The following is a 20,176-nucleotide window of genomic DNA, read 5'->3' on the forward strand; positions in this document are numbered from 1 at the left end:
CGCGTATCTCACGCGCCCGCCACCCTGTGTATGCTAAACCAGTTCGATCCGGTCGCTCTGCGGCGCCGTGACTGGTTTCGTTATAAGTCAGCGAATATACCCTGACGTTCACATGGTGTCAGGGCAGGGCTCCCGATCATCACGCTCAGCGCAGACCGGCAATGTAATCCGCGACGGCTTTGATTTCCTTGTCAGACAAACGCCCGCCGATCGTGTGCATCGGCGCGTTGTTGCTACGCGTCTCATCGCGGAATGCCACGAGCTGGGCTGCGGTGTATTCCGCCCACTGCCCCGACAGACGCGGGTACTGCGACGGCATGCCGGCCCCTGTCGGGCCGTGACACGACGCGCAGGCAGGCACGCCCTTCTCGGCAATGCCGCCCCGGTAGATCTTTTCGCCGAGCGGCACGGTGTCTTTGTTGCGCGCTACCCCTGGCTTGATCGTCTGCGACGCGAAATACGCCGACACATTGCGCATATCCTGATCGGACAATGCGGCGACCATGCCGGCCATGATGGGATTGTTACGCGCTGGGGTTTTACCGGGCTGCGCCTTGAAGTCGACGAGCTGCTTGTAGAGATATTCGGAATGCTGACCGGCCAACTTCGGATAAGCCCCACCGGTGCTATTGCCATCCGCAGCATGGCAGGCGGCGCAGACCTGACTGGCGATGGCCTGCCCCCGGGCCAGATCGGGTTTGGCGGGCGCCTGAGCTTCGGCGGCTTGTCCTGCACCGCTCAGAAGAAGGCATGCCAGCGCCAACGGTGTTGCAGCGAGAGACTTCCACACTCCTCGGTTCATTCGCACACCTTATATCTGTTTTGTCGGGAAATCGGTCGTTCGAACTCACCGTCCGACGCCGTGTTTCTCCTCCAACCTCACGGCGCGCGAGACGTTCGGGCAAGCCCTGGCAAGGCCAAGGTTAACTTTCATATTGTACAATAAAGACTTTCCCCGGCTTTAGGGGATTTCCATGTAGAAGGCCGCAGAACGGGGCTTCCCGGCCTGTCGCCGGTAGGCATCGAACCTGCCGTATTTGCGTGCCTGCGCCCGCGTTGCAGCCCGATTCCGGAGGTTGCGGCGCTCCCCGGTTTCCGTCATGTCCCTACTTCATCAAGCCCGCTTCTTTACGACCGTCAATCATTTGCGCGACCTGCCGCCCACGGCAGTGCCCGAGGTCGCTTTCGCGGGCCGCTCGAACGCGGGCAAATCCAGCGCGCTCAACATCCTGTGCAATCAGAAGCGTCTGGCCTTCTCGAGCAAGACGCCGGGCCGTACGCAGCACATCAACTATTTCGAGATCGCTCACCTCGAGCATCTTTACGGCTACCTCGTCGACTTGCCGGGTTACGGCTATGCCGAAGTGGGCGGTGGCGTGAAAGTGCACTGGCAGCAGCTTCTCGGAGACTATCTGGTGCAGCGCCCGCAGTTGCGCGGCCTCGTGCTGGTGATGGACTCGCGCCGGCCGTTCACGGACCTCGATTGCGAGCTCATCGACTGGTTCATGCCGACAGGGCGCCCGATCCACGCGCTGTTGACCAAAGCCGACAAGCTCACGCGCCAGGAATCCACCAACGTGCTTCGGGAGACGCAGAAGCGGCTGGCCGCGTTGCCGCGCACCGATGGCCTGCCGTCCGACAATCCCGCGATACCGCCGCAATTCACGGCACAACTGTTCTCGTCTCTCAAGCGTACCGGTGTCGACGCCGCGCAGCGCGTACTCGAAGACTGGCTCGCCATTCCGGCACGAGACTCGGCGAAAAAATAACGCAGCCCTCGTTGCGCATGGCCTGTCCGGCGCACGGCTTGCCCTCGTCCTGCCCTAGTGCCCTAGTGCCCTCGTTCGGCCTTGGCGGCGCACAGGTCGAAGCATCCTACGAAGCGTTTTAAACGCGCTTTACGTCCGGCACGCCAGCCTCCTAAGGTAGCCGTTCGACGAACCGATTGTGCGCGACAAATCGTCGCGGCGAACGGCGCCGTCGATCAAATCATTCGAAGGGGGATGAAGGGGACGAAGGGTTCGGGTTGACCGGCGATCGCCCATCGGCCAAATGGATGATGGCGTCGCAAACCCGCCAAAACACGGGATGATCGGGGAGGTTGCCGGGTGATTGCGGAATGACGAGCCGCAATTCGAGCGCCCATAAAAAAACCGCCGTGTAGGCACGGCGGGTTTAAATAAGCCTTATCGTAGAACGACAGGCGCCCGCTCAGGGAGGAGAAGCGGGGGACGTCGCACGCAGTGCGAACATCCGGTTGGTATGATATACCATGCGTTCGAAAGTTTCCCGGCAAGCGCCCTTTTTTGCGCGCCTTCCCTCTTACGGAATCGTTGAGCCAACCGCAACGACATCGCCGTTTTCGGGACACGTCAAAACGACCGATCCGCGGGAATTTCCGACGCGCCATTCTTCGTCCAAAGGACCGATCGCATGAGTTCCTATCCTCTGCTTCGCCCGCGCCGCATGCGACGCGACGACTTCTCGCGCCGTCTGATGCGAGAAAACCACCTGACCTGCGACGACCTCATCTATCCGGTGTTCGTGCTCGACGGTGAGAAACGCCGCGAGGCCGTCGATTCGATGCCTGGCGTCGAGCGCGTCTCCGTCGACGAATTGCTGCGCGTCGCCGATACGTGCGTCACGCTCGGCGTGCCGGTCATCGCCTTGTTCCCGAACATCGAAGCCTCGCTCAAGACCCCCGATGGTATCGAAGCGACCAACCCGGACGGGCTGGTCCCCCGTGCCGTTCGCGAACTCAAGCGCAACTTCCCCGAACTCGGCGTGCTCACCGACGTTGCGCTCGACCCATACACGAGCCACGGCCAGGACGGCGTGCTCGACGAGAACGGCTATGTCATCAACGATGTGACGACGCGAATTCTCGTGCAGCAAGCGCTGACTCAGGCCGAAGCCGGCGTGGACATCGTCGCCCCTTCCGACATGATGGACGGGCGGATCGGTGCGATCCGCGAGGCGCTCGAAGCCGGTGGCCACATCCACACGCGCATCATGGCGTATGCGGCCAAGTACGCGTCGGCCTTCTACGGCCCGTTTCGCGACGCTGTCGGTTCGGCAGCGAATCTCGGCAAGAGCAACAAGATGACCTATCAGATGGATCCGGCCAATTCGGACGAAGCGCTGCGCGAAGTCGCGCTCGATATCGAAGAGGGCGCCGATATGGTGATGGTGAAACCGGGCATGCCGTATCTCGACATCGTGCGTCGCGTGAAAGACGAGTTCCGCTTCCCCACGTATGCCTATCAGGTGAGCGGCGAATACGCGATGCTCAAGGCCGCAGCGCAGAACGGCTGGCTCGATCACGACAAAGTCATGATGGAATCGCTGCTCGCATTCAAGCGTGCAGGTGCCGATGGCATTCTTACGTACTTTGCACTGGACGCAGCACGTCTGATTCGGTCGCAGGCCTGAGCGCGAGACCGACAATGCGGTTAGCGGGTAGCGCGCGACGCGGATGACGCGCGTGCCCGCACCGCAGGCGATAAAAGAACGCCGTCATCCTGCCTCGAACGGTCAAACCTCGGGGTTGAGCGCGTCAGGCGGCAGGGCCGAATGCTTTGTCGAGGCTGCGAAGAAACTGATCAGCCGACTGGGCGCCAATGACCCGTGTCCCGGCGACTTCCGTGCCGCTTCCATCGAAGAAGATGATGCCCGGCGGCCCAAACAATCCAAAGCGTTTGAGCAAGGCCTGATCGTCGGCATTGTTTGCCGTCACGTCGGCTTGCAGGAGCACCATCTGATCCAGACGCGCCTTCACCCGAGGGTCGGTAAAGACGAAGCGTTCCATCTCCTTGCAACTGATACACCAGTCCGCATAGAAGTCGAACATGACCGGACGCCCTGCCGTAGCAACCGCCTGATCCAACTCCGCCAAGCTGCGCACGCGCTGGAACTTGACGCCCTCGACGGCCGTCGCGCCCGCACTGGCATTTCCGGACGCTGCCGTCGACAAACCGGCCAACGGCGCAAGCGGATCTCGCGCGCCGGCCGCAGCACCGACGAGCGCCACAGCACCCAATAGGGCCACAGCAACGCCCAGGCCCTTGAGCAGGCGACGGGTACCGCTCACGCCGTCGGGCAAGCTGTCGAAGACGCGCAGGAACGTTGCTGCGACCAGCAAAAGTACGCCCCAACTGAGCAACAGCACGGGCGTCGTCAGCAGCGGACGAATGATCCACAGCGCCACGCCGAGAAGCAGGAAGCCGAAAAAGCGCTTCACCCCCTCCATCCATGCCCCCGCGCGCGGCAGCAACGCACCGCCACCGCCAGCAAGAATCACGAGTGGCAGCCCCATGCCCAAGGACAGCGCGAAGAGCGTCGCGCCGCCGAAGAAGGCATCTCCGGTCTTGGCGATGAAAGCCAGCGCAGCCGCCAGCGGTGCCGTCACGCATGGACTGACGATCAGCCCCGAGAGCACACCCATCATCGCAGCGCCGAGCCACTGACCGGATTTTTGCTGACGCGCGGCGTTATCGATGCGCTCGCGCAATGCGGCAGGCAACTGAATTTCATACATGCCGAACATCGACAGCGAGAGAACTACCATCAGCAACGCAAACATCGCGAGGACCCACGGCGCTTGCAGGAACGCAATGAGACCCTGGCCCAGCAAGCCAGCCGCCACCCCAATGGCGGTGTTCACCATGGCCATACCGAGCACGTAGGCGACGGCCAGACGCACCGCCTTGCCTCGACTGGCCTCTTGCCCGGCCACAATCGACAACAGAATCGGCACCATCGGCAAGACACAAGGGGTAAAGGCCAGCCCGACGCCGAGCGCAAAAAAGATGCCCAACGCCAGCGCGAAGCTGCCTCCGGAAAGAATGCGTTCCGCCTCGCTGTAATCGTCGCGGGCCGATAACCATCCGCCTGACGGGTTGGACGGCGCTGCCGGCACAGCCGCCGTTACGCCATTCGCACCATCATTCGCACCATTCGTTAGATTCGTGCCCTTCGCCGCTTGCGGGTTACCGCCCAACAACGCCTGAGTCGCGGCGCCCGCACCCAGCACCATGCTGGCACCTCCTGCACCACCGACCGCCGCCGAGATCTTCAGCGGTTTGTCCATGGGCGGATAACACAGCCCTTTATCCGCGCAGCCCTGCATCGTGACGTTCAACACGAACGGGCCGCTTGCCTTGCTGACCGGAATACGCACGTCGATGGGCGCGCGGTACACCTCCATATCCTTCCCGAAGGTTTCGTCGTGCTTGATTTCGCCTTTCGGAAATTCCGGTGCACCAAGCGTTACCGCAGGATTATCCGCAGCAAACGCAAATCGCTCGCGATACAGGTAATAGCCCTTTGCCACTTCGAAATGGAGCAGTACCGCACCCGGTTGTTCCGTCTTCGACACCTTGAAGGCGACGTCCGGATCCAGAAAATCATTAGCGGCATTTGCACGCCCAAACCCGAGCGTCAGCGTAATCGCCAGTCCGATGAGCATCAGGGACCACAGCCGCAGAGCGCGACGTCCCATCGTCTCACCGGCAACGCTATGGACTCGCGCGATCCCCGGCGCTTCCACCGTCTTCATGTCAAACATGCAGTTCCCCCCGTGTCTCTCCCTCGACCCAGCGCACGTAGGCGGGCAACGCCGCACTCGCCGGCCACGCGACGATTTCCGGCACGTCGTAGGGATGATGTTCCTTGATGAACTGTTCCAACGCGCCGTAACGCGCAGCAGTTGTCTTGATCATGAGCGGCACCTCGATACTCGTCTCTCGCCGACCTTGCCAGCGGTAACTTGAGCGCACTGGCGCCAACTGCTGCACACACGCCGCCAGTCGTCCGGCCAGCATGCCATCGGTGGCGGCTTCTGCGCTGGCTTCATCGGGGAAGGTCGTCATGACGATAAGAAGGGCATCCATGATGTGCGGTAGACCGTTCAGGCGTAAGGTTGTTCACTGTACACCGACACTGCGAAACGTGTGTGCTTGCCCCATGATTTACGGAAGCGTCCGATCCTTCCTTCGGACAACACCTCGAAAACGAAAAAAGCCAGGTCGATGACCTGGCTTCTCTTTACGGCTGACGACCTTGAACAGGCCGTTGCGTGAATCGCTTATTCAGCGACTTCGGGCGCTTCCGTGTCAACTTCCGGACGATCCAGCAGTTCGACGAAAGCCATCGGCGCATTGTCACCCACGCGGAAACCCATCTTCAGGATACGCAGGTAGCCACCCGGACGGTTGGCAAAACGCGGGCCGAGTTCGTTGAACAGCTTCGTGACCATTTCGCGATCGCGCAGGCGGTTGAAAGCCAGACGACGGTTAGCCACGGAGTCCTTCTTGCCCAGCGTGATGAGGGGCTCCACGACCTTACGCAGTTCCTTGGCCTTCGGCAGCGTGGTCTTGATGGCTTCGTGCTGGAGCAGCGAGTTCGACATGTTACGCAGCATAGCCAGACGGTGGCTGCTGGTACGATTCAGTTTACGCAAACCATGACGGTGACGCATTTCAACTTTCCTTTAAACAGAGTTTTCGACCAAGCTCTTCTATCGGTGACGAACACCGCGGGCCGGTACCTTCGCATTCGGCCGTATCGGATTTACCGACGCGCCGCACTTACGTAGCAACACGGCCGCCCGAGGGCGGCCATGTCATTACACTTTACTTCTCGAGACCAGCCGGCGGCCAGTTTTCGAGCTTCATGCCGAGCGTGAGACCACGCGAGGCAAGCACTTCCTTGATCTCGTTGAGCGACTTGCGACCCAGGTTCGGGGTCTTGAGCAATTCGTTCTCGGTACGCTGGATCAGATCGCCGATGTAGTAGATGTTTTCGGCCTTCAAGCAGTTGGCCGAACGCACCGTCAGCTCGAGATCGTCCACCGGACGCAGCAGGATCGGATCGATCTGCGGCGCACGCGACGGCGCTTCGCTGGTGGCTTCCGTGCCTTCCAGCGCAGCGAACACCGACAGCTGGTCGACGAGGATGCGAGCCGATTGACGGATCGCTTCTTCCGGCGACACCACACCGTTGGTTTCGATGTTCATCACGAGCTTGTCCAGGTCCGTACGCTGTTCCACACGGGCCGATTCGACCGCATAGCTCACACGCTTGACCGGCGAGAACGACGCGTCGAGGACGATACGACCGATCACCTTGGCCGATTCATCGCCGTAACGGCGCACGTTACCCGGGACATAACCACGACCCTTTTCGATCTTGATCTGAACGTCGAGCTTGCCGCCCTTGGCCAGATGCGCGATCACGTGATCGGGGTTGATCAGTTCCACATCGTGCGGCACTTCGATATCCGAAGCGCGCACCACACCTTCACCATCCTTGCGCAGCGTAACGGTGACTTCGTCACGGTTATGCAGCTTGAACACCACACCCTTGAGGTTCAACAGGAAGTTGACGACATCTTCCTGGACACCATCGATGGTGGAATATTCATGCACAACGCCGGCGATCGTCACTTCGGTCGGGGCATAACCCACCATCGACGACAACAGCACGCGGCGAAGCGCGTTGCCCAAGGTGTGGCCGTAGCCACGTTCGAACGGCTCCATCACGACTTTGGCGTGATGCTCACCGACCGGCTCAACCGCAATGATCTTGGGCTTCAACAAACTGGTTTGCATAGGTTTCCTTTTCAATACCCTCGGCTCGTTACACCGATAAGGCTGATGGGTGACAACCTGCACGGAACGCAAAACGCGCCGTGAGGCGCGTCAAGCATCATACGGATTAACGCGAATACAATTCGACGATCAGGCTTTCGTTGATGTCGCCCGCGATATCGCTACGTTCCGGCAGTGCCTTGAAAGTGCCTTCCATCTTCTTGGCGTCAACCGAAACCCAGATCGGGAAACCGACTTGCTCAGCCAGCGTCAGTGCTTCTTGAATACGCACTTGCTTCTTGGCCTTTTCACGCACGGCGATCACGTCGCCGGCCTTGACCTTGATCGACGGGATGTTCGACACGACACCGTTCACCACGATTGCCTTGTGGCCAACGAGTTGGCGCGCTTCAGCGCGCGTCGAGCCGAAGCCCATGCGGTACACGACGTTGTCCAGGCGCGACTCGAGCAATTGCAGCAGGTTCTCACCCGTGTTGCCCTTGACGCGGTCGGCTTCCGCGAAATAACGACGGAACTGACGCTCAAGCACGCCGTAAATACGCTTGACCTTCTGCTTTTCGCGCAGCTGGTTGCCGTAGTCCGACGTACGAGCACCCGACGTGCGGCCATGCTGACCCGGCTTGCTATCCAGCTTGCACTTGTCGGCGAGCGAGCGACGTGCGCTCTTCAGGAAAAGGTCAGTACCTTCACGACGGGAGAGTTTGGCCTTCGGGCCGATATAACGTGCCACGGTTGTTCCTTTATCTCAAAATTTGACGTAGCGGACCTTGTCCACTACGCAAGTCCGGTACCAATGTACCGGACGGTGGTCTTAGAAATTACTACGCGCACGGCCGAGACCGTGCGCGAACCCGCGATTATAGCAGGATTTTCTGAAGCGTCTTAGATACGACGACGCTTCGGCGGGCGGCAGCCGTTGTGCGGGACCGGCGTCACGTCCGAGATGGCCGTGATCTTGATGCCCAGCGCATTCAGCGCACGAACCGCCGATTCGCGACCCGGGCCCGGGCCCTTGATGCGAACTTCGAGGTTCTTGACGCCGTATTCCAGTGCCACGCGGCCAGCCGACTCAGCAGCAACCTGGGCAGCAAACGGGGTCGACTTACGCGAACCCTTAAAGCCCTGGCCACCCGACGTCGCCCATGCCAGCGCATTGCCCTGACGATCGGTGATCGTGATGATGGTGTTGTTGAACGAAGCGTGGACGTGCACGACGCCTTCGGCAACGCTCTTCTTGACCTTCTTGCGAACGCGCTGCGAAGCGGCGTTGTTCTGTTGCTTAGCCATGAGTTCCTATCCTCTGGTTACTTCTTCAGCGAGACGCCGGCCTTACGCGGGCCCTTACGGGTACGCGCATTGGTACGGGTGCGCTGACCGCGGAGCGGCAGGCCCTTGCGGTGACGCATACCGCGATAGCAGCCCAGATCCATCAGGCGCTTGATGCTCATGGTCACTTCACGACGCAGGTCGCCTTCGACCGTGAATTGACCAACCTGGTCACGCAGCTTTTCGAGATCGGCGTCGTCGAGGTCCTTGACCTTCTTCGAGTACGCCACGCCTGCGGCGTCGCAAATCTGACGAGCGCGCGTGCGACCGACACCGTAAATAGCCGTCAGGCCGATAGCGGTGTGCTGGTGGTTCGGGATGTTAACCCCTGCGATACGAGCCATTCGTAATTCCCCAACTAAATAGCGTTAAAGGCCGATTAGCCCTGACGTTGCTTGTGGCGCGGATCCGAGCTGCAGATCACGCGCAGCACGCCTTTGCGCTTCACAAACTTGCAATTGCGGCAGATGCACTTAACAGATGCCAAAACTTTCATGACAATTCCCTCTCTCTAATCACTTCGCCCGGAAGACGATCCGCGCACGCGACAGATCGTAGGGCGTCAACTCTACCGTCACCTTATCCCCAGGAAGGATGCGGATGTAATGCATCCGCATCTTGCCGGAAATATGTCCGAGTACTACATGGCCATTTTCCAGCTTTACCCGGAAGGTGGCATTGGGGAGGTTTTCAAGGACCTCACCCTGCATTTGAATAACGTCGTCTTTCGACATGATCCCGGATCAGCGAAGCGTCATGTTATTGCCGCCCTTGAAATTCGCCTTGCGGAGCAGCGACTCATACTGTTGCGACATCACATACGACTGCACTTGCGCCATGAAGTCCATCGTCACCACCACGATAATCAGCAGTGAGGTTCCACCGAAGTAGAACGGGACATTCCAACGCAACACCAGAAACTCAGGCAGCAGACACACCAGGGTGACGTAAGCTGCGCCGGCCAGTGTCAGGCGCGTCAGGATCTTGTCGATATACCGCGCCGTCTGGTCGCCCGGACGAATCCCCGGGACAAACGCTCCGCTCTTCTTCAGGTTCTCGGCGGTCTCCTTGCTGTTGAACACCAGAGCGGTGTAGAAGAAGCAGAAGAACACGATCGCCAGTGCGTAGAGCATCACGTAGATCGGCTGACCCGGCGACAGCTTCGCCGCGATGTCCTTGAGCCAGCGCGCGTTATCACCTGCGCCGAACCAGTTCGCGATCGTTGCCGGGAACAGGATGATCGACGATGCGAAGATCGGCGGAATCACGCCTGCCATGTTCAGCTTGAGCGGCAGGTGCGAAGCCTGACCACCGTACACCTTGTTGCCGACCTGACGCTTGGCGTAATTCACAAGGATCTTGCGCTGACCACGTTCGACGAACACGACGAAGAACGTCACGAGTACCACGAGGGCACAGATCACGATCGCCGAGAACGGACCGATCGAACCGGTACCGACGAGCTCGAACAAACCACCCACAGCGTTCGGCAAACCGGCCGCAATACCACCGAAGATGATGATCGAGATGCCGTTACCGAGGCCGCGTTCGGTGATCTGCTCACCAAGCCACATCAGGAACATCGTGCCGGTCACGAGCGTGATCACCGTCGTCAGGCGGAACAGCATGCCCGGATCGACGACGAGCCCCGGCTCGCTCTCCAACGTCACCGCGATTGCAGCTGCCTGGAAGAGCGCGAGTACCACCGTGAAATACCGGGTGTACTGCGTGATCTTGCGCTGTCCGGCCTGGCCTTCCTTACGCAATGCTTCCAATTGCGGCGAAACCATCGCCAGCAACTGCATGATGATCGACGCCGAAATGTACGGCATGATCCCCAGCGCGAAGATCGTAAACCGCGACAACGCTCCGCCAGAGAACATGTTGAACATGCCCAGAATCCCGCCCGACTGGCGCTGGAACAACTGCGCCAGCTGATCGGGGTCGATGCCCGGCACCGGGATATGCGCACCAATACGGTAGACGATCAACGCCAGCAGCAGGAAAACCAGCCGCCGGCGCAGATCCGCATACTTCGGGCCCTGCGTACCAGGCTTAGCGAGATTAGGAGACTTGGCCAATGCTGGCTCCGGGGTGTCCTAACTTACTCAGCGACCGAACCGCCAGCCGCCTGAATTGCCGTGAGCGCACCCTTGGTGACGCCCAGACCCTTCACAACGACCTTGCGGGTGATCTCGCCCGAGGCGATGATCTTGGCCGACAGCGACAGCTCGCTCACCAGACCGGCCTGCTTCAGCACCAGCAGATCGATCTCGTCGACCGGCAGGCTGTTCAGATCGGACAGACGAACTTCGCCCACGAAACGACGCGTCAGCGACTTGAAGCCACGCTTCGGCAGACGACGTTGCAGCGGCATTTGACCGCCTTCGAAGCCCACCTTGTGGAAGCCGCCCGAACGCGACTTTTGACCCTTGTGACCACGGCCGGCGGTTTTACCCAGACCCGAACCGATGCCACGGCCAACGCGGCGCTTGGCGTGCTTGGCGCCTTCTGCCGGCTTAATCGAATTCAATTCCATTTTGCCCTCGCTCAGTCGACGATCTTCACAAGGTACGAGACCTTGTTGATCATGCCCCGCACAGCGGGCGTATCCTGCAACTCGCTGACCGAATTGAGGCGACGCAGGCCCAGACCCTTGACGGTCGCGCGATGGTCTTCACGCGTACCGATCAGGCTCTTGACCAGCTTAACTTTCACAGTTTGCTGCGACATATTGATCACCCTTAGCCGAGGATCTCTTCCACCGACTTGCCACGCTTCGCGGCGATGTCAGCAGGAGTCGATTGTTTCTTCAGGCCGTCGAGCGTGGCGCGGACCAGGTTGTACGGGTTCGTCGAGCCAAGGCTCTTCGTCACCACGTTGGTCACGCCCATCACCTCGAACACCGCGCGCATCGGGCCACCGGCGATCACGCCAGTACCGTCCTTCGCCGGCGACATCAGGACGCGCGAGGCGCCATGCTGGCCGAGAACGTTGTGTTGCAGGGTGCCGTTCTTCAGGGGCACCTTGAACATGTTGCGGCGGGCTTGTTCCATTGCCTTTTGAACGGCAACCGGGACTTCCTTCGCCTTGCCCTTGCCCATGCCGATGCGGCCATCGCCGTCACCAACCACGGTCAACGCGGCAAAACCGAGAATACGGCCACCCTTCACAACCTTCGTGACACGGTTGACCGCGATCATCTTCTCGCGAAGGCCGTCGTCGCGTTCGTCAGCCTGAACTTTCGCTTGCATCTTTGCCATGACGGATCCTTACTTAGAACTTGAGGCCGGCTTCACGGGCAGCGTCGGCCAGAGCCTTGACGCGACCGTGATAGCGGAAGCCCGAGCGGTCGAAAGCCACGCTTTCGATGCCGGCAGCCTTCGCCTTTTCGGCGATACGACGACCGATCAACGCAGCAGCGGCGGCGTTGCCACCCTTGCCTTCCTTGTCGCCCAGTTCCTTGCGCACTTCGGCTTCCAGCGTCGAAGCGCTGGCCAACACTTGCGTGCCGTCTTCCGAGAAAACTTGCGCGTAAATGTGCACGTTGGTGCGATGCACGGAAAGGCGATGCACCTTTTGAGCTGCCAGCTTGATACGAGTCTGGCGAGCGCGGCGCACACGAGATTGTTTCTTGTCCATGTTTCGCACCCTTACTTCTTCTTGGTTTCCTTGAGGATCACCACCTCGTCCGCATAGCGGACGCCCTTGCCCTTGTAGGGCTCGGGCGGACGGTAACCGCGAACTTCCGCAGCCACTTGTCCGATGCGTTGCTTATCAACGCCCTTGATGATGATCTCCGTCTGCGTCGGGGTCTCTGCCTTCACGCCTTCCGGCATGGCATGCACGACATCGTGCGAGAAACCCAGCTCGAGCTTCAGGTTGTTACCTTCAGCCTTGGCACGGTAACCCACGCCAACGAGTTGCAGCTTCTTTTCGAAACCCTTGCTCACACCGGTCACCATGTTGTTGACCAGTGCACGTTCCGTACCATACAGCGCGTTCGCTTCACGGCTTTCGTCAGCCGGGGCGAAGGTGATGGTGCCGTCTTCGATCTTGACGTTCACGAGGGCGTTCACGCCGCGGGTCAGCGAACCCAGGGCACCCTTGATCGTCAGCACATTGCCAGCCAGCGTTGCTTCAACGCCCTTCGGCAGTGCAATGGGACTCTTACCTACTCGAGACATTTCAACTCTCCTCGGTTAGGCCACGTAGCAGATGACTTCGCCGCCCACGCCGGTGGCGCGTGCCTTGCGATCCGTCATCACGCCCTTCGGGGTCGAGACGATTGCAACGCCCAGGCCGTTCATGACCTGCGGGATGTCGTTGCGGCTCTTGTACACACGCAGACCCGGGCGCGAGACGCGCTCAAGGCGCTCGATCACCGGACGGCCAGCGTAGTACTTCAGTGCGATGTTCAGCACCGGCTTGGTTTCTTCTGCTTCAACCGCGAAATCTTCGATGTAGCCTTCGTCCTTCAGGACCTTGGCGATCGAGACCTTCAGCTTGGACGAGGGCATCTTCACCGATGCCTTCTCAACCATCTGAGCGTTGCGGATGCGAGTCAGCATATCGGCGATAGGATCGCTCATGCTCATGGTGCTTCTCCTATTACCAGCTTGCTTTGGTCACGCCCGGGATTTCGCCACGGAAGGCGATTTCACGGATCTTGTTACGGGCCAGGCCGAATTTGCGGAAGGTACCGCGCGGACGACCGGTCAGCTCGCAACGATTGCGTTGACGCGTCGGATTGGCGTTACGCGGCAGCTGTTGCAGCGCCAGGCGTGCTTCATAACGCTCGTCTTCCGACTTGCTGGTGTCTTCGATGATCGCTTTGAGGTCAGCACGCTTGCCAGCGTACTTCGCCGCCAGACGGGCGCGCTTCTTTTCGCGTTCGATAAGTGCCAGTTTAGCCACGATTACCTCAGTTACGGAACGGGAATTTGAACGCCGACAGAAGAGCCTTGGCTTCTTCGTCAGTCTTCGCAGTCGTGGTGATGCTGATGTTCAGACCACGCAGTGCGTCGATTTTGTCGTACTCGATTTCGGGGAAGATGATCTGTTCCTTCACACCGATGTTGTAGTTGCCACGACCGTCGAACGCACGACCCGAAATACCACGGAAGTCACGCACGCGCGGCAGAGCCACGGTGATGAAACGATCCAGGAATTCGAACATACGCTCGCCGCGCAGCGTCACCATCGTACCGATCGGGTAACCTTCGCGGATCTTGAAACCGGCGATAGCCTTGCGAGCCTTCGTCACCACCGGCTTCTGGCCGGCGATCTTCGTCAGGTCGCCAACGGCGTGCTCAATGATCTTCTTGTCAGCGACGGCTTGACCAAGGCCCATGTTCAGGGTGATCTTGGTGATGCGCGGCACTTCCATGACGGACTTGTAACCGAACTGCTTCGTGAGCTCGGCGACAATCTTGTCCTTATAGAATTCTTGCAAACGGGCCATTATCTATACTCCCTGCGACTTAGGCACCGACGACCGCACCGGTCGTCTTGAGGAAGCGGACCTTCTTGCCGTCTTCGACCTTGATGCCCACGCGCGACGGCTTGCCATTGGCATCCACCAGCGCCACGTTCGAAACGTGGATCGGCATCGTCTTGTCGACCACGCCACCTTGCGTGCCCTTCATCGGGTTCGGCTTCACGTGCTTCTTGGCAACGTTCACGCCCTCGACGACCAGCTTGTCACCATCAACGGCCAGAACCGTGCCACGCTTGGCCTTGTCCTTACCCGTCAGAACGATGACTTGGTCACCCTTGCGAATCTTGTTCATGTGTCGGCTCCTTACAGCACTTCCGGGGCCAGCGACACGATCTTCATGAAGCGTTCGGTACGCAGTTCACGCGTAACCGGCCCGAAGATACGGGTGCCGATCGGCTCGAGCTTGGTGTTAAGCAGCACGGCGGCGTTGCCGTCGAATTTGACCAGCGAGCCGTCCTGGCGACGCACGCCCTTGGCGGTGCGCACGACCACTGCGTTGTAGATTTCGCCCTTCTTGACGCGACCACGCGGGGCAGCATCCTTCACGCTGACCTTGATGATGTCGCCAATGCCGGCGTAGCGACGCTTGGAGCCGCCCAGCACCTTGATGCACATCACTTCGCGCGCACCGGTGTTGTCGGCTACTTCGAGCCGGGTTTCAGTTTGAATCATGGTGTTATCTTCCCAACTTAATCCGACACATAAGCGTCGGTCAGTCTTGGTCCCCGTCAGCACCGAATAGTGCCGTTTGGGTTGAGTCGTTCAAAAGTGGACAACCTTGCTACCTCGTCCAGACCCGTAGAGGATACGAATCGGCTTCGGAAGCCATCCACTCCCTTGCGAAACCAAAGACCGGTTTTGGCGAAAGAAGCGGAAAGTCCGGAATTATACAATGATAATTCCGGACTTGCAAGTCAAGCCTTCGCTTCAGACTGCCTTAGATGATACGGGCAGCTTCCACGAGACGGGCAACCGTCCAGGCCTTGGTCTTCGACAGCGGACGGGATTCTTGAATCTCGACCAGGTCGCCTTCCTTGTACTGGTTGGTTTCGTCGTGCGCGTGATACTTCTTCGAGCGCACGATGTACTTGCCGTAGAGCGGGTGCTTCATTTGACGCTCGATCAGCACGGTAACCGTCTTGTCCATCTTATCGCTGACGACGCGACCAACGAGGGTACGCTTCAGCGAAGTCTTAGCGGTATCGTTCATTTCTGGCTCGCCTTCTCAGTCAACACGGTACGCACACGCGCGATGTCCTTGCGCACCTTCTTCAGCTGGCTGGTGTTGCTCAGCTGTTGGGTGCCCGCTTGCATGCGAAGACCGAATTGGGCCTTCAACAGATCCGACAGTTCCTTGTTCAGGCCGTCGACATCCTTGGCACGAAGTTCGGATGCTTTCATTTCAAATTCTCCCTTCAGGCGCCAAGGCGACGTACGAAGAACGTCGTCTGAATCGGCAGCTTGGCTGCGGCCAGGCGGAACGCCTCGCGCGCCAGCGCTTCATCCACACCGTCCATTTCGTACAGCATCTTGCCCGGCTGAATCTCGGCGACGTAGTACTCCGGGTTACCCTTACCGTTACCCATACGCACTTCTGCCGGCTTTTGCGAGATCGGCTTGTCCGGGAAGATACGGATCCAGATACGGCCGCCACGCTTGATGTGGCGAGTCATGGCACGACGAGCAGCTTCGATTTGACGAGCCGTCAGACGACCACGACCGACCGCCTTCAGGCCGAATTCGCCGAACGACACTTCGTTGCCACGGGTGGCGACGCCAGTGTTACGGCCCTTCTGCTCTTTGCGATACTTTCTGCGTTTCGGTTGCAGCATGATTATTCTCCAGTCTTGGCGTCGCCTTCAGGCTTGCCAGCCGGACGGCGTGCACCACCGCGCTTCGCACCGGCCTTGTCGCCAGCATCGTCACGACGGGGGCGACGGTCGCCCGGACGCGCGTTGCGGCGCGGACGCTTTTCTTCGGCCGGCTCTTCAGCCACCGGTGCGTCGTTGCGGCCCAGCGTGTCACCCTTGTACACCCACACCTTGATACCGATGATGCCGTACGTCGTCTTCGCTTCCGAGGTTGCGTAGTCGATGTCAGCGCGCAGGGTGTGCAGAGGCACACGACCTTCACGGTACCACTCGGTACGAGCGATTTCGATGCCGTTCAGACGGCCAGCGCTCATGATCTTGATGCCCTGGGCACCCAGACGCATCGCGTTCTGCATCGCGCGCTTCATTGCGCGACGGAACATGATACGGCGCTCGAGCTGCTGAGCGATCGAGTCGGCGATCAGCTGCGCATCGGTTTCCGGCTTGCGGATTTCTTCGATGTTCACGTGCACGGGCACGCCCATGCGCTTTTGCAGCTCAGCCTTGAGGATTTCGATGTCCTCGCCCTTCTTGCCGATCACAACGCCCGGACGCGAGCTGAAAATCGTGATACGGGCATTCTTGGCCGGACGCTCGATGACCACACGGCCAACCGAAGCGTTCTTCAGCTTCTTCTTCAGGTAATCGCGAACGCCGATATCTTCCTGCAGCATTTTCGCGAAATCCTGGTTGTTCGCGTACCAACGCGAAGCCCAGTTACGGCTGACAGCCAGACGGAAGCCAGTCGGATGAATTTTCTGTCCCATCGTGACCCCTTAGTTGCCCAGCGTCACAGTGATGTGACAGGTTTGCTTCTCGATGCGGTTACCACGGCCCTTGGCGCGCGCGGTGAAACGCTTGAGCGAGGTCGCCTTGTCAACGTAGATGCCCTTAACGCGCAGCTCGTCGATGTCAGCACCTTCGTTGTGCTCGGCGTTGGCGATAGCCGACTCGAGCACCTTCTTGATGATGACCGCGGCCTTCTTCGGCGAGAAGGTCAGAACATTGAGTGCACGCTCCAGCGGCAGGCCGCGGATCTGGTCAGCGACCAGACGCGTCTTTTGCGCCGAGATGCGAGCACCGCGATGAATTGCTTTCACTTCCATGATCGGCCCCTTATTTCTTCGCCTTCTTGTCGGCCGCATGGCCCTTGAAGGTACGGGTAAGTGCGAACTCACCCAGCTTGTGGCCGACCATGTTTTCCGTCACGTACACCGGCACGTGTTGACGGCCATTGTGTACGGCGATCGTCAGGCCGATGAAATCGGGCAGGACGGTCGAACGACGCGACCAGGTCTTGATCGGCTTCTTGTCACGCGATGCGGCTGCTGCTTCCACCTTCTTCAGCAGATGAGCGTCGCAAAACGGACCTTTTTTAACAGAACGAGTCATTTGCTAGCTCCAATTAACGCTTCTTGCGACGCTGAACGATCATGCTGTCGGTGCGCTTGGTCGAGCGGGTACGCTTACCCTTGGTATGCTGACCCCACGGGCTGACCGGATGACGACCAGCAGCCGTACGACCTTCACCACCACCGTGCGGGTGATCCACCGGGTTCATCGCCACACCGCGAACGGTCGGGCGAATACCGCGCCAACGCTTCGCACCGGCCTTGCCCAGTTGGCGCAGGCTGTGCTCTTCGTTACCGACTTCACCGATGGTCGCGCGGCACTCGATGTGCACACGACGCACTTCACCCGAACGCAGACGCACTTGAGCGTACGTGCCTTCGCGTGCCAGCAGCATTGCCGACGTACCGGCGGCGCGGGCGATTTGCGCGCCCTTGCCCGGCAGCAGTTCGATGCCGTGGATCGTCGTACCGACCGGAATGTTACGGATCGGCAGCGTGTTGCCAGCCTTGATCGGAGCTTCCGAGCCGCTCACCACTTGCTGGCCGACGGTCATGCCCTTCGGTGCAAGGATGTAACGACGCTCGCCGTCGGCGTAGCACAGCAGGGCGATGTTCGCGCTGCGGTTCGGGTCATACTCAAGACGCTCGACCTTCGCCGTGATGCCGTCCTTGTTACGACGGAAATCGACGATACGGTAGTGCTGCTTGTGACCGCCACCCATGTGACGGGTGGTGATGTGACCGTTGTTGTTACGGCCAGCGGTCTTGCTCTTGGTATCGAGCAACGGGGCGAACGGCTTGCCCTTATGCAGATCCTTGTTGACGACCTTGACCAGCGAACGGCGGCCCGGCGACGTCGGTTTCGTTTTGACGAGTGCCATGATTACTTGGCCTCCGCTTCAAAATTGATTTCCTGACCCGGCTTCAAGCTCACGTAAGCCTTCTTCTCGTGGTCGCGACGACCCATGAAGCGGCCAAAGCGCTTTTGCTTGCCCTTACGGTTCAGGATTTGCACCGACTCGACTTCAACCTTGAAGAGAAGCTCAACCGCAGCCTTCACTTCTTGCTTGTTCGCGTCGCGTGCAACTTGGAACACCACTTGTTCATTCTTGTCAGCCACCAGCGTCGCCTTCTCAGAGATCACCGGCGCGAGCAAGACCTGGTACAGACGATGGTCGTTTTTACGCACGTCGCTCATGACAGCATCTCCTCAATCTTGGCGATCGCGCCCTTCGTCAGCAGCACCTTCTTGAAGTAGATGAGCGACAGCGGGTCGGCGAAACGCGGCTCGGTGACGGCGACGTGAGCCAGATTGCGCGAGGCCAGGAACAGGTTCTCGTCCACGCTATCCGTGATCAGCAGCACCGACTCAAGACCCATGGCCTTGATCTTTTCAGCGAGCAGTTTGGTCTTCGGGGCATCAAGCTTGATGTCTTCGACGACCGACAGACGACCTTCACGGGCGAGCTGCGACAGAATCGAGCACACACCGGCGCGGTACATCTTCTTGTTGACCTTGTGGGTGAAGTTCTCTTCCGGCGAATTCGGGAAGATACGGCCACCGCCGCGCCACAGCGGGCTCGACGACATACCGGCACGAGCGCGGCCCGTACCCTTCTGACGCCACGGCTTCTTCGTCGTGTGCTTGACCTGTTCACGGTCCTTCTGCGCACGGTTGCCGCTGCGGGCGTTGGCTTGATAAGCCACCACGACCTGATGGATCAGCGCTTCGTTGTAGTCACGGCCGAACACGACGTCCGACGCGTTGACAGCAGCGCCTTCCTGACCTTGCTCATTCAGGAGCTTCAGTTCCATTGTTACGCTCCCTTCGCGAGTTTGGCTTTGACGGCCGAGGTCACGAAAACCTTGCCTTCGTTAGCGCCCGGAACGGCGCCCTTCACGAAGATCAGGCCACGTTCAGCGTCAATGCGCGCGATTTCGAGATTCTGCACCGTCGTGGTGACATCACCCAGGTGACCCGTCATGCGCTTACCCGGGAACACACGGCCCGGATCCTGCGCCATACCGATCGAACCCGGCACGTTGTGCGAACGCGAGTTACCGTGCGATGCGCGGCCCGAAGCGAAGTTGTAACGCTTGATGGTACCGGCGTAGCCCTTACCGATCGAGATGCCTTGCACGTCGACCTTCTGGCCCACTTGGAACAGATCGACGCCAACGACTGCGCCCGGCTGCAGTTCAGCAGCTTTAGCAGCGTCAACGCGGAATTCCTTGAGGATTTCACCGGCTTCGACACCCGCTTTCGCGAAGTGACCGGCGGCGGCTTTGACCACGCGCGTGGCGCGGCGATTGCCGAAAGTGACTTGAACGGCGGTGTAGCCGTCCGTTTCATCCGTCTTGATTTGCGTCACACGGTTGTTAGACACGTCGAGCACGGTGACGGGAATCGAATCACCGTCATCCGTGAAAATACGCGTCATGCCAACCTTGCGACCGACAAGGCCAAGGCTCATGATTTTCTCCATTCCCGACTGCGATTGGCCGGGGCTAAATGAC

General features: G+C 59.7%; 33 protein-coding genes. 2 read left to right on the forward strand and 31 right to left on the reverse strand.

Annotated features, from left to right (window positions below; translation table 11 throughout):
* Window positions 1-145: 145 nt before the first annotated feature.
* A complete protein-coding gene (locus PAN31108_RS18885) occupies window positions 146-802 on the reverse strand; it encodes a c-type cytochrome (RefSeq protein WP_150670349.1) in 657 nt (218 codons plus the stop codon).
* A 298-nt stretch (window positions 803-1,100) separates the two neighbouring features.
* On the opposite strand from PAN31108_RS18885, the gene yihA reads away from it, so the two are divergent.
* Both yihA and hemB read left to right on the forward strand, forming a co-directional pair.
* On the forward strand, window positions 1,101-1,769 hold the full coding sequence (yihA, locus tag PAN31108_RS18890) for a ribosome biogenesis GTP-binding protein YihA/YsxC (protein WP_150670350.1): 669 nt from the start codon (window positions 1,101-1,103) through the stop codon (window positions 1,767-1,769).
* 664 nt (window positions 1,770-2,433) lie between these two features.
* Window positions 2,434-3,432: a porphobilinogen synthase gene (gene hemB, locus PAN31108_RS18895; RefSeq protein ID WP_150670351.1), complete on the forward strand. Its 999-nt coding sequence runs from the start codon at window positions 2,434-2,436 to the stop codon at window positions 3,430-3,432.
* Window positions 3,433-3,556: 124 nt separating this feature from the next.
* Here hemB and dsbD read toward each other — a convergent pair whose 3' ends face one another.
* The 30 genes from dsbD to rplC all read right to left on the reverse strand — a co-directional run bounded on the left by dsbD (window position 3,557) and on the right by rplC (window position 20,133).
* Window positions 3,557-5,566 (reverse strand): protein-disulfide reductase DsbD, encoded by a 2,010-nt coding sequence (gene dsbD / locus PAN31108_RS18900; RefSeq protein WP_246184044.1) that lies wholly within the window; start codon window positions 5,564-5,566, stop codon window positions 3,557-3,559.
* The gene (cutA, locus tag PAN31108_RS18905; protein ID WP_150670352.1) at window positions 5,559-5,891 is read right to left on the reverse strand and encodes a divalent-cation tolerance protein CutA; all 333 of its coding nucleotides are present in this window, start codon (window positions 5,889-5,891) and stop codon (window positions 5,559-5,561) included. Before cutA ends, dsbD begins: the two co-directional genes overlap by 8 nt.
* A gap of 194 nt (window positions 5,892-6,085) precedes the next feature.
* Window positions 6,086-6,478 (reverse strand): 50S ribosomal protein L17, encoded by a 393-nt coding sequence (gene rplQ, locus PAN31108_RS18910; RefSeq protein WP_039393695.1) that lies wholly within the window; start codon window positions 6,476-6,478, stop codon window positions 6,086-6,088.
* Window positions 6,479-6,632: 154 nt separating this feature from the next.
* Window positions 6,633-7,610: a DNA-directed RNA polymerase subunit alpha gene (locus tag PAN31108_RS18915; RefSeq protein WP_047906203.1), complete on the reverse strand. Its 978-nt coding sequence runs from the start codon at window positions 7,608-7,610 to the stop codon at window positions 6,633-6,635.
* Between the two features lie 106 nt (window positions 7,611-7,716).
* Complete coding sequence (gene rpsD, locus PAN31108_RS18920) at window positions 7,717-8,340, reverse strand: 30S ribosomal protein S4 (protein WP_044457324.1); 624 nt, start codon at window positions 8,338-8,340, stop codon at window positions 7,717-7,719.
* A 152-nt stretch (window positions 8,341-8,492) separates the two neighbouring features.
* The gene (rpsK, locus tag PAN31108_RS18925) at window positions 8,493-8,897 is read right to left on the reverse strand and encodes a 30S ribosomal protein S11 (RefSeq protein WP_010804113.1); all 405 of its coding nucleotides are present in this window, start codon (window positions 8,895-8,897) and stop codon (window positions 8,493-8,495) included.
* A gap of 17 nt (window positions 8,898-8,914) precedes the next feature.
* Window positions 8,915-9,280, reverse strand: coding sequence for a 30S ribosomal protein S13 (gene rpsM, locus PAN31108_RS18930; RefSeq protein WP_150670353.1), 366 nt, complete (start codon window positions 9,278-9,280; stop codon window positions 8,915-8,917).
* 35 nt (window positions 9,281-9,315) lie between these two features.
* Entirely contained in the window at window positions 9,316-9,432 is a 117-nt protein-coding gene (rpmJ, locus tag PAN31108_RS18935) for a 50S ribosomal protein L36 (RefSeq protein WP_010804115.1), read from the reverse strand.
* A gap of 19 nt (window positions 9,433-9,451) precedes the next feature.
* Window positions 9,452-9,670: a translation initiation factor IF-1 gene (gene infA, locus PAN31108_RS18940; protein WP_010804116.1), complete on the reverse strand. Its 219-nt coding sequence runs from the start codon at window positions 9,668-9,670 to the stop codon at window positions 9,452-9,454.
* A gap of 9 nt (window positions 9,671-9,679) precedes the next feature.
* On the reverse strand, window positions 9,680-11,017 hold the full coding sequence (secY, locus tag PAN31108_RS18945) for a preprotein translocase subunit SecY (protein ID WP_010804117.1): 1,338 nt from the start codon (window positions 11,015-11,017) through the stop codon (window positions 9,680-9,682).
* A gap of 23 nt (window positions 11,018-11,040) precedes the next feature.
* Window positions 11,041-11,475 (reverse strand): 50S ribosomal protein L15, encoded by a 435-nt coding sequence (gene rplO / locus PAN31108_RS18950; RefSeq protein ID WP_039406343.1) that lies wholly within the window; start codon window positions 11,473-11,475, stop codon window positions 11,041-11,043.
* An 11-nt stretch (window positions 11,476-11,486) separates the two neighbouring features.
* Entirely contained in the window at window positions 11,487-11,669 is a 183-nt protein-coding gene (gene rpmD / locus PAN31108_RS18955) for a 50S ribosomal protein L30 (protein ID WP_023593832.1), read from the reverse strand.
* Window positions 11,670-11,680: 11 nt separating this feature from the next.
* Window positions 11,681-12,199, reverse strand: coding sequence for a 30S ribosomal protein S5 (gene rpsE / locus PAN31108_RS18960; RefSeq protein ID WP_010804120.1), 519 nt, complete (start codon window positions 12,197-12,199; stop codon window positions 11,681-11,683).
* A 13-nt stretch (window positions 12,200-12,212) separates the two neighbouring features.
* On the reverse strand, window positions 12,213-12,578 hold the full coding sequence (rplR, locus tag PAN31108_RS18965; RefSeq protein ID WP_010804121.1) for a 50S ribosomal protein L18: 366 nt from the start codon (window positions 12,576-12,578) through the stop codon (window positions 12,213-12,215).
* A gap of 11 nt (window positions 12,579-12,589) precedes the next feature.
* On the reverse strand, window positions 12,590-13,123 hold the full coding sequence (rplF, locus tag PAN31108_RS18970) for a 50S ribosomal protein L6 (RefSeq protein WP_069342362.1): 534 nt from the start codon (window positions 13,121-13,123) through the stop codon (window positions 12,590-12,592).
* 15 nt (window positions 13,124-13,138) lie between these two features.
* Window positions 13,139-13,534: a 30S ribosomal protein S8 gene (gene rpsH / locus PAN31108_RS18975; protein WP_010804123.1), complete on the reverse strand. Its 396-nt coding sequence runs from the start codon at window positions 13,532-13,534 to the stop codon at window positions 13,139-13,141.
* Between the two features lie 13 nt (window positions 13,535-13,547).
* The gene (gene rpsN / locus PAN31108_RS18980; RefSeq protein ID WP_039393717.1) at window positions 13,548-13,853 is read right to left on the reverse strand and encodes a 30S ribosomal protein S14; all 306 of its coding nucleotides are present in this window, start codon (window positions 13,851-13,853) and stop codon (window positions 13,548-13,550) included.
* A gap of 7 nt (window positions 13,854-13,860) precedes the next feature.
* Window positions 13,861-14,400 (reverse strand): 50S ribosomal protein L5, encoded by a 540-nt coding sequence (gene rplE, locus PAN31108_RS18985; RefSeq protein WP_023593829.1) that lies wholly within the window; start codon window positions 14,398-14,400, stop codon window positions 13,861-13,863.
* Window positions 14,401-14,419: 19 nt separating this feature from the next.
* Window positions 14,420-14,728, reverse strand: a complete 309-nt coding sequence (gene rplX, locus PAN31108_RS18990) for a 50S ribosomal protein L24 (protein ID WP_023593828.1) — start codon at window positions 14,726-14,728, stop codon at window positions 14,420-14,422.
* 11 nt (window positions 14,729-14,739) lie between these two features.
* Window positions 14,740-15,108 carry a 50S ribosomal protein L14 gene (rplN, locus tag PAN31108_RS18995; RefSeq protein ID WP_010804127.1) on the reverse strand — a complete coding sequence of 123 codons (369 nt, stop codon included), beginning with the start codon at window positions 15,106-15,108 and terminating at the stop codon, window positions 14,740-14,742.
* A 265-nt stretch (window positions 15,109-15,373) separates the two neighbouring features.
* Window positions 15,374-15,646, reverse strand: a complete 273-nt coding sequence (gene rpsQ, locus PAN31108_RS19000) for a 30S ribosomal protein S17 (RefSeq protein ID WP_039393722.1) — start codon at window positions 15,644-15,646, stop codon at window positions 15,374-15,376.
* Window positions 15,643-15,837 (reverse strand): 50S ribosomal protein L29, encoded by a 195-nt coding sequence (rpmC, locus tag PAN31108_RS19005; RefSeq protein ID WP_010804129.1) that lies wholly within the window; start codon window positions 15,835-15,837, stop codon window positions 15,643-15,645. The genes rpsQ and rpmC overlap by 4 nt, the downstream gene beginning before the upstream one ends.
* Before the next feature lie 14 nt (window positions 15,838-15,851).
* Entirely contained in the window at window positions 15,852-16,268 is a 417-nt protein-coding gene (gene rplP / locus PAN31108_RS19010; protein ID WP_010804130.1) for a 50S ribosomal protein L16, read from the reverse strand.
* Between the two features lie 2 nt (window positions 16,269-16,270).
* Window positions 16,271-17,074, reverse strand: a complete 804-nt coding sequence (gene rpsC / locus PAN31108_RS19015; protein WP_039393724.1) for a 30S ribosomal protein S3 — start codon at window positions 17,072-17,074, stop codon at window positions 16,271-16,273.
* Window positions 17,075-17,083: 9 nt separating this feature from the next.
* Window positions 17,084-17,413: a 50S ribosomal protein L22 gene (rplV, locus tag PAN31108_RS19020; protein ID WP_023593826.1), complete on the reverse strand. Its 330-nt coding sequence runs from the start codon at window positions 17,411-17,413 to the stop codon at window positions 17,084-17,086.
* 10 nt (window positions 17,414-17,423) lie between these two features.
* Entirely contained in the window at window positions 17,424-17,699 is a 276-nt protein-coding gene (rpsS, locus tag PAN31108_RS19025) for a 30S ribosomal protein S19 (protein ID WP_010804133.1), read from the reverse strand.
* Between the two features lie 13 nt (window positions 17,700-17,712).
* Window positions 17,713-18,540 (reverse strand): 50S ribosomal protein L2, encoded by an 828-nt coding sequence (rplB, locus tag PAN31108_RS19030; RefSeq protein ID WP_044457326.1) that lies wholly within the window; start codon window positions 18,538-18,540, stop codon window positions 17,713-17,715.
* A 2-nt stretch (window positions 18,541-18,542) separates the two neighbouring features.
* Window positions 18,543-18,857, reverse strand: a complete 315-nt coding sequence (rplW, locus tag PAN31108_RS19035; protein WP_010804135.1) for a 50S ribosomal protein L23 — start codon at window positions 18,855-18,857, stop codon at window positions 18,543-18,545.
* Window positions 18,854-19,474 carry a 50S ribosomal protein L4 gene (gene rplD / locus PAN31108_RS19040; protein WP_010804136.1) on the reverse strand — a complete coding sequence of 207 codons (621 nt, stop codon included), beginning with the start codon at window positions 19,472-19,474 and terminating at the stop codon, window positions 18,854-18,856. Before rplD ends, rplW begins: the two co-directional genes overlap by 4 nt.
* A 2-nt stretch (window positions 19,475-19,476) precedes the next feature.
* Window positions 19,477-20,133 (reverse strand): 50S ribosomal protein L3, encoded by a 657-nt coding sequence (gene rplC / locus PAN31108_RS19045; RefSeq protein WP_174995051.1) that lies wholly within the window; start codon window positions 20,131-20,133, stop codon window positions 19,477-19,479.
* Window positions 20,134-20,176 lie beyond the last annotated feature (43 nt).

The organism is Pandoraea anhela (genome assembly GCF_902459655.1).
Classification (GTDB): Bacteria; Pseudomonadota; Gammaproteobacteria; order Burkholderiales; family Burkholderiaceae; genus Pandoraea; species Pandoraea anhela.

Coding starts and splice junctions, on each gene's coding strand:
- yihA (WP_150670350.1), top strand. CDS start 1,101: ATGTCCCTACTTCATCAAGCCCGCTTCTTTACGACCGTCAATCATTTG.
- rplQ (WP_039393695.1), bottom strand. CDS start 6,478: ATGCGTCACCGTCATGGTTTGCGTAAACTGAATCGTACCAGCAGCCAC.
- rpmC (WP_010804129.1), bottom strand. CDS start 15,837: ATGAAAGCATCCGAACTTCGTGCCAAGGATGTCGACGGCCTGAACAAG.
- rplO (WP_039406343.1), bottom strand. CDS start 11,475: ATGGAATTGAATTCGATTAAGCCGGCAGAAGGCGCCAAGCACGCCAAG.
- rpsE (WP_010804120.1), bottom strand. CDS start 12,199: ATGGCAAAGATGCAAGCGAAAGTTCAGGCTGACGAACGCGACGACGGC.
- infA (WP_010804116.1), bottom strand. CDS start 9,670: ATGTCGAAAGACGACGTTATTCAAATGCAGGGTGAGGTCCTTGAAAAC.
- rplF (WP_069342362.1), bottom strand. CDS start 13,123: ATGTCTCGAGTAGGTAAGAGTCCCATTGCACTGCCGAAGGGCGTTGAA.
- rplP (WP_010804130.1), bottom strand. CDS start 16,268: ATGCTGCAACCGAAACGCAGAAAGTATCGCAAAGAGCAGAAGGGCCGT.
- cutA (WP_150670352.1), bottom strand. CDS start 5,891: ATGGATGCCCTTCTTATCGTCATGACGACCTTCCCCGATGAAGCCAGC.
- rplN (WP_010804127.1), bottom strand. CDS start 15,108: ATGATTCAAACTGAAACCCGGCTCGAAGTAGCCGACAACACCGGTGCG.
- rplE (WP_023593829.1), bottom strand. CDS start 14,400: ATGGCCCGTTTGCAAGAATTCTATAAGGACAAGATTGTCGCCGAGCTC.
- rpmD (WP_023593832.1), bottom strand. CDS start 11,669: ATGTCGCAGCAAACTGTGAAAGTTAAGCTGGTCAAGAGCCTGATCGGT.
- rpmJ (WP_010804115.1), bottom strand. CDS start 9,432: ATGAAAGTTTTGGCATCTGTTAAGTGCATCTGCCGCAATTGCAAGTTT.
- rpsK (WP_010804113.1), bottom strand. CDS start 8,897: ATGGCTAAGCAACAGAACAACGCCGCTTCGCAGCGCGTTCGCAAGAAG.
- rplV (WP_023593826.1), bottom strand. CDS start 17,413: ATGGAAGTGAAAGCAATTCATCGCGGTGCTCGCATCTCGGCGCAAAAG.
- PAN31108_RS18885 (WP_150670349.1), bottom strand. CDS start 802: ATGAACCGAGGAGTGTGGAAGTCTCTCGCTGCAACACCGTTGGCGCTG.
- rplD (WP_010804136.1), bottom strand. CDS start 19,474: ATGGAACTGAAGCTCCTGAATGAGCAAGGTCAGGAAGGCGCTGCTGTC.
- rplR (WP_010804121.1), bottom strand. CDS start 12,578: ATGGACAAGAAACAATCTCGTGTGCGCCGCGCTCGCCAGACTCGTATC.
- rpsS (WP_010804133.1), bottom strand. CDS start 17,699: ATGACTCGTTCTGTTAAAAAAGGTCCGTTTTGCGACGCTCATCTGCTG.
- hemB (WP_150670351.1), top strand. CDS start 2,434: ATGAGTTCCTATCCTCTGCTTCGCCCGCGCCGCATGCGACGCGACGAC.
- rpsH (WP_010804123.1), bottom strand. CDS start 13,534: ATGAGCATGAGCGATCCTATCGCCGATATGCTGACTCGCATCCGCAAC.
- rpsC (WP_039393724.1), bottom strand. CDS start 17,074: ATGGGACAGAAAATTCATCCGACTGGCTTCCGTCTGGCTGTCAGCCGT.
- rpsM (WP_150670353.1), bottom strand. CDS start 9,280: ATGGCTCGTATCGCAGGGGTTAACATCCCGAACCACCAGCACACCGCT.
- rpsQ (WP_039393722.1), bottom strand. CDS start 15,646: ATGAACGATACCGCTAAGACTTCGCTGAAGCGTACCCTCGTTGGTCGC.
- PAN31108_RS18915 (WP_047906203.1), bottom strand. CDS start 7,610: ATGCAAACCAGTTTGTTGAAGCCCAAGATCATTGCGGTTGAGCCGGTC.
- rplB (WP_044457326.1), bottom strand. CDS start 18,540: ATGGCACTCGTCAAAACGAAACCGACGTCGCCGGGCCGCCGTTCGCTG.
- rplC (WP_174995051.1), bottom strand. CDS start 20,133: ATGAGCCTTGGCCTTGTCGGTCGCAAGGTTGGCATGACGCGTATTTTC.
- rplX (WP_023593828.1), bottom strand. CDS start 14,728: ATGAACAAGATTCGCAAGGGTGACCAAGTCATCGTTCTGACGGGTAAG.
- dsbD (WP_246184044.1), bottom strand. CDS start 5,566: ATGTTTGACATGAAGACGGTGGAAGCGCCGGGGATCGCGCGAGTCCAT.
- rplW (WP_010804135.1), bottom strand. CDS start 18,857: ATGAGCGACGTGCGTAAAAACGACCATCGTCTGTACCAGGTCTTGCTC.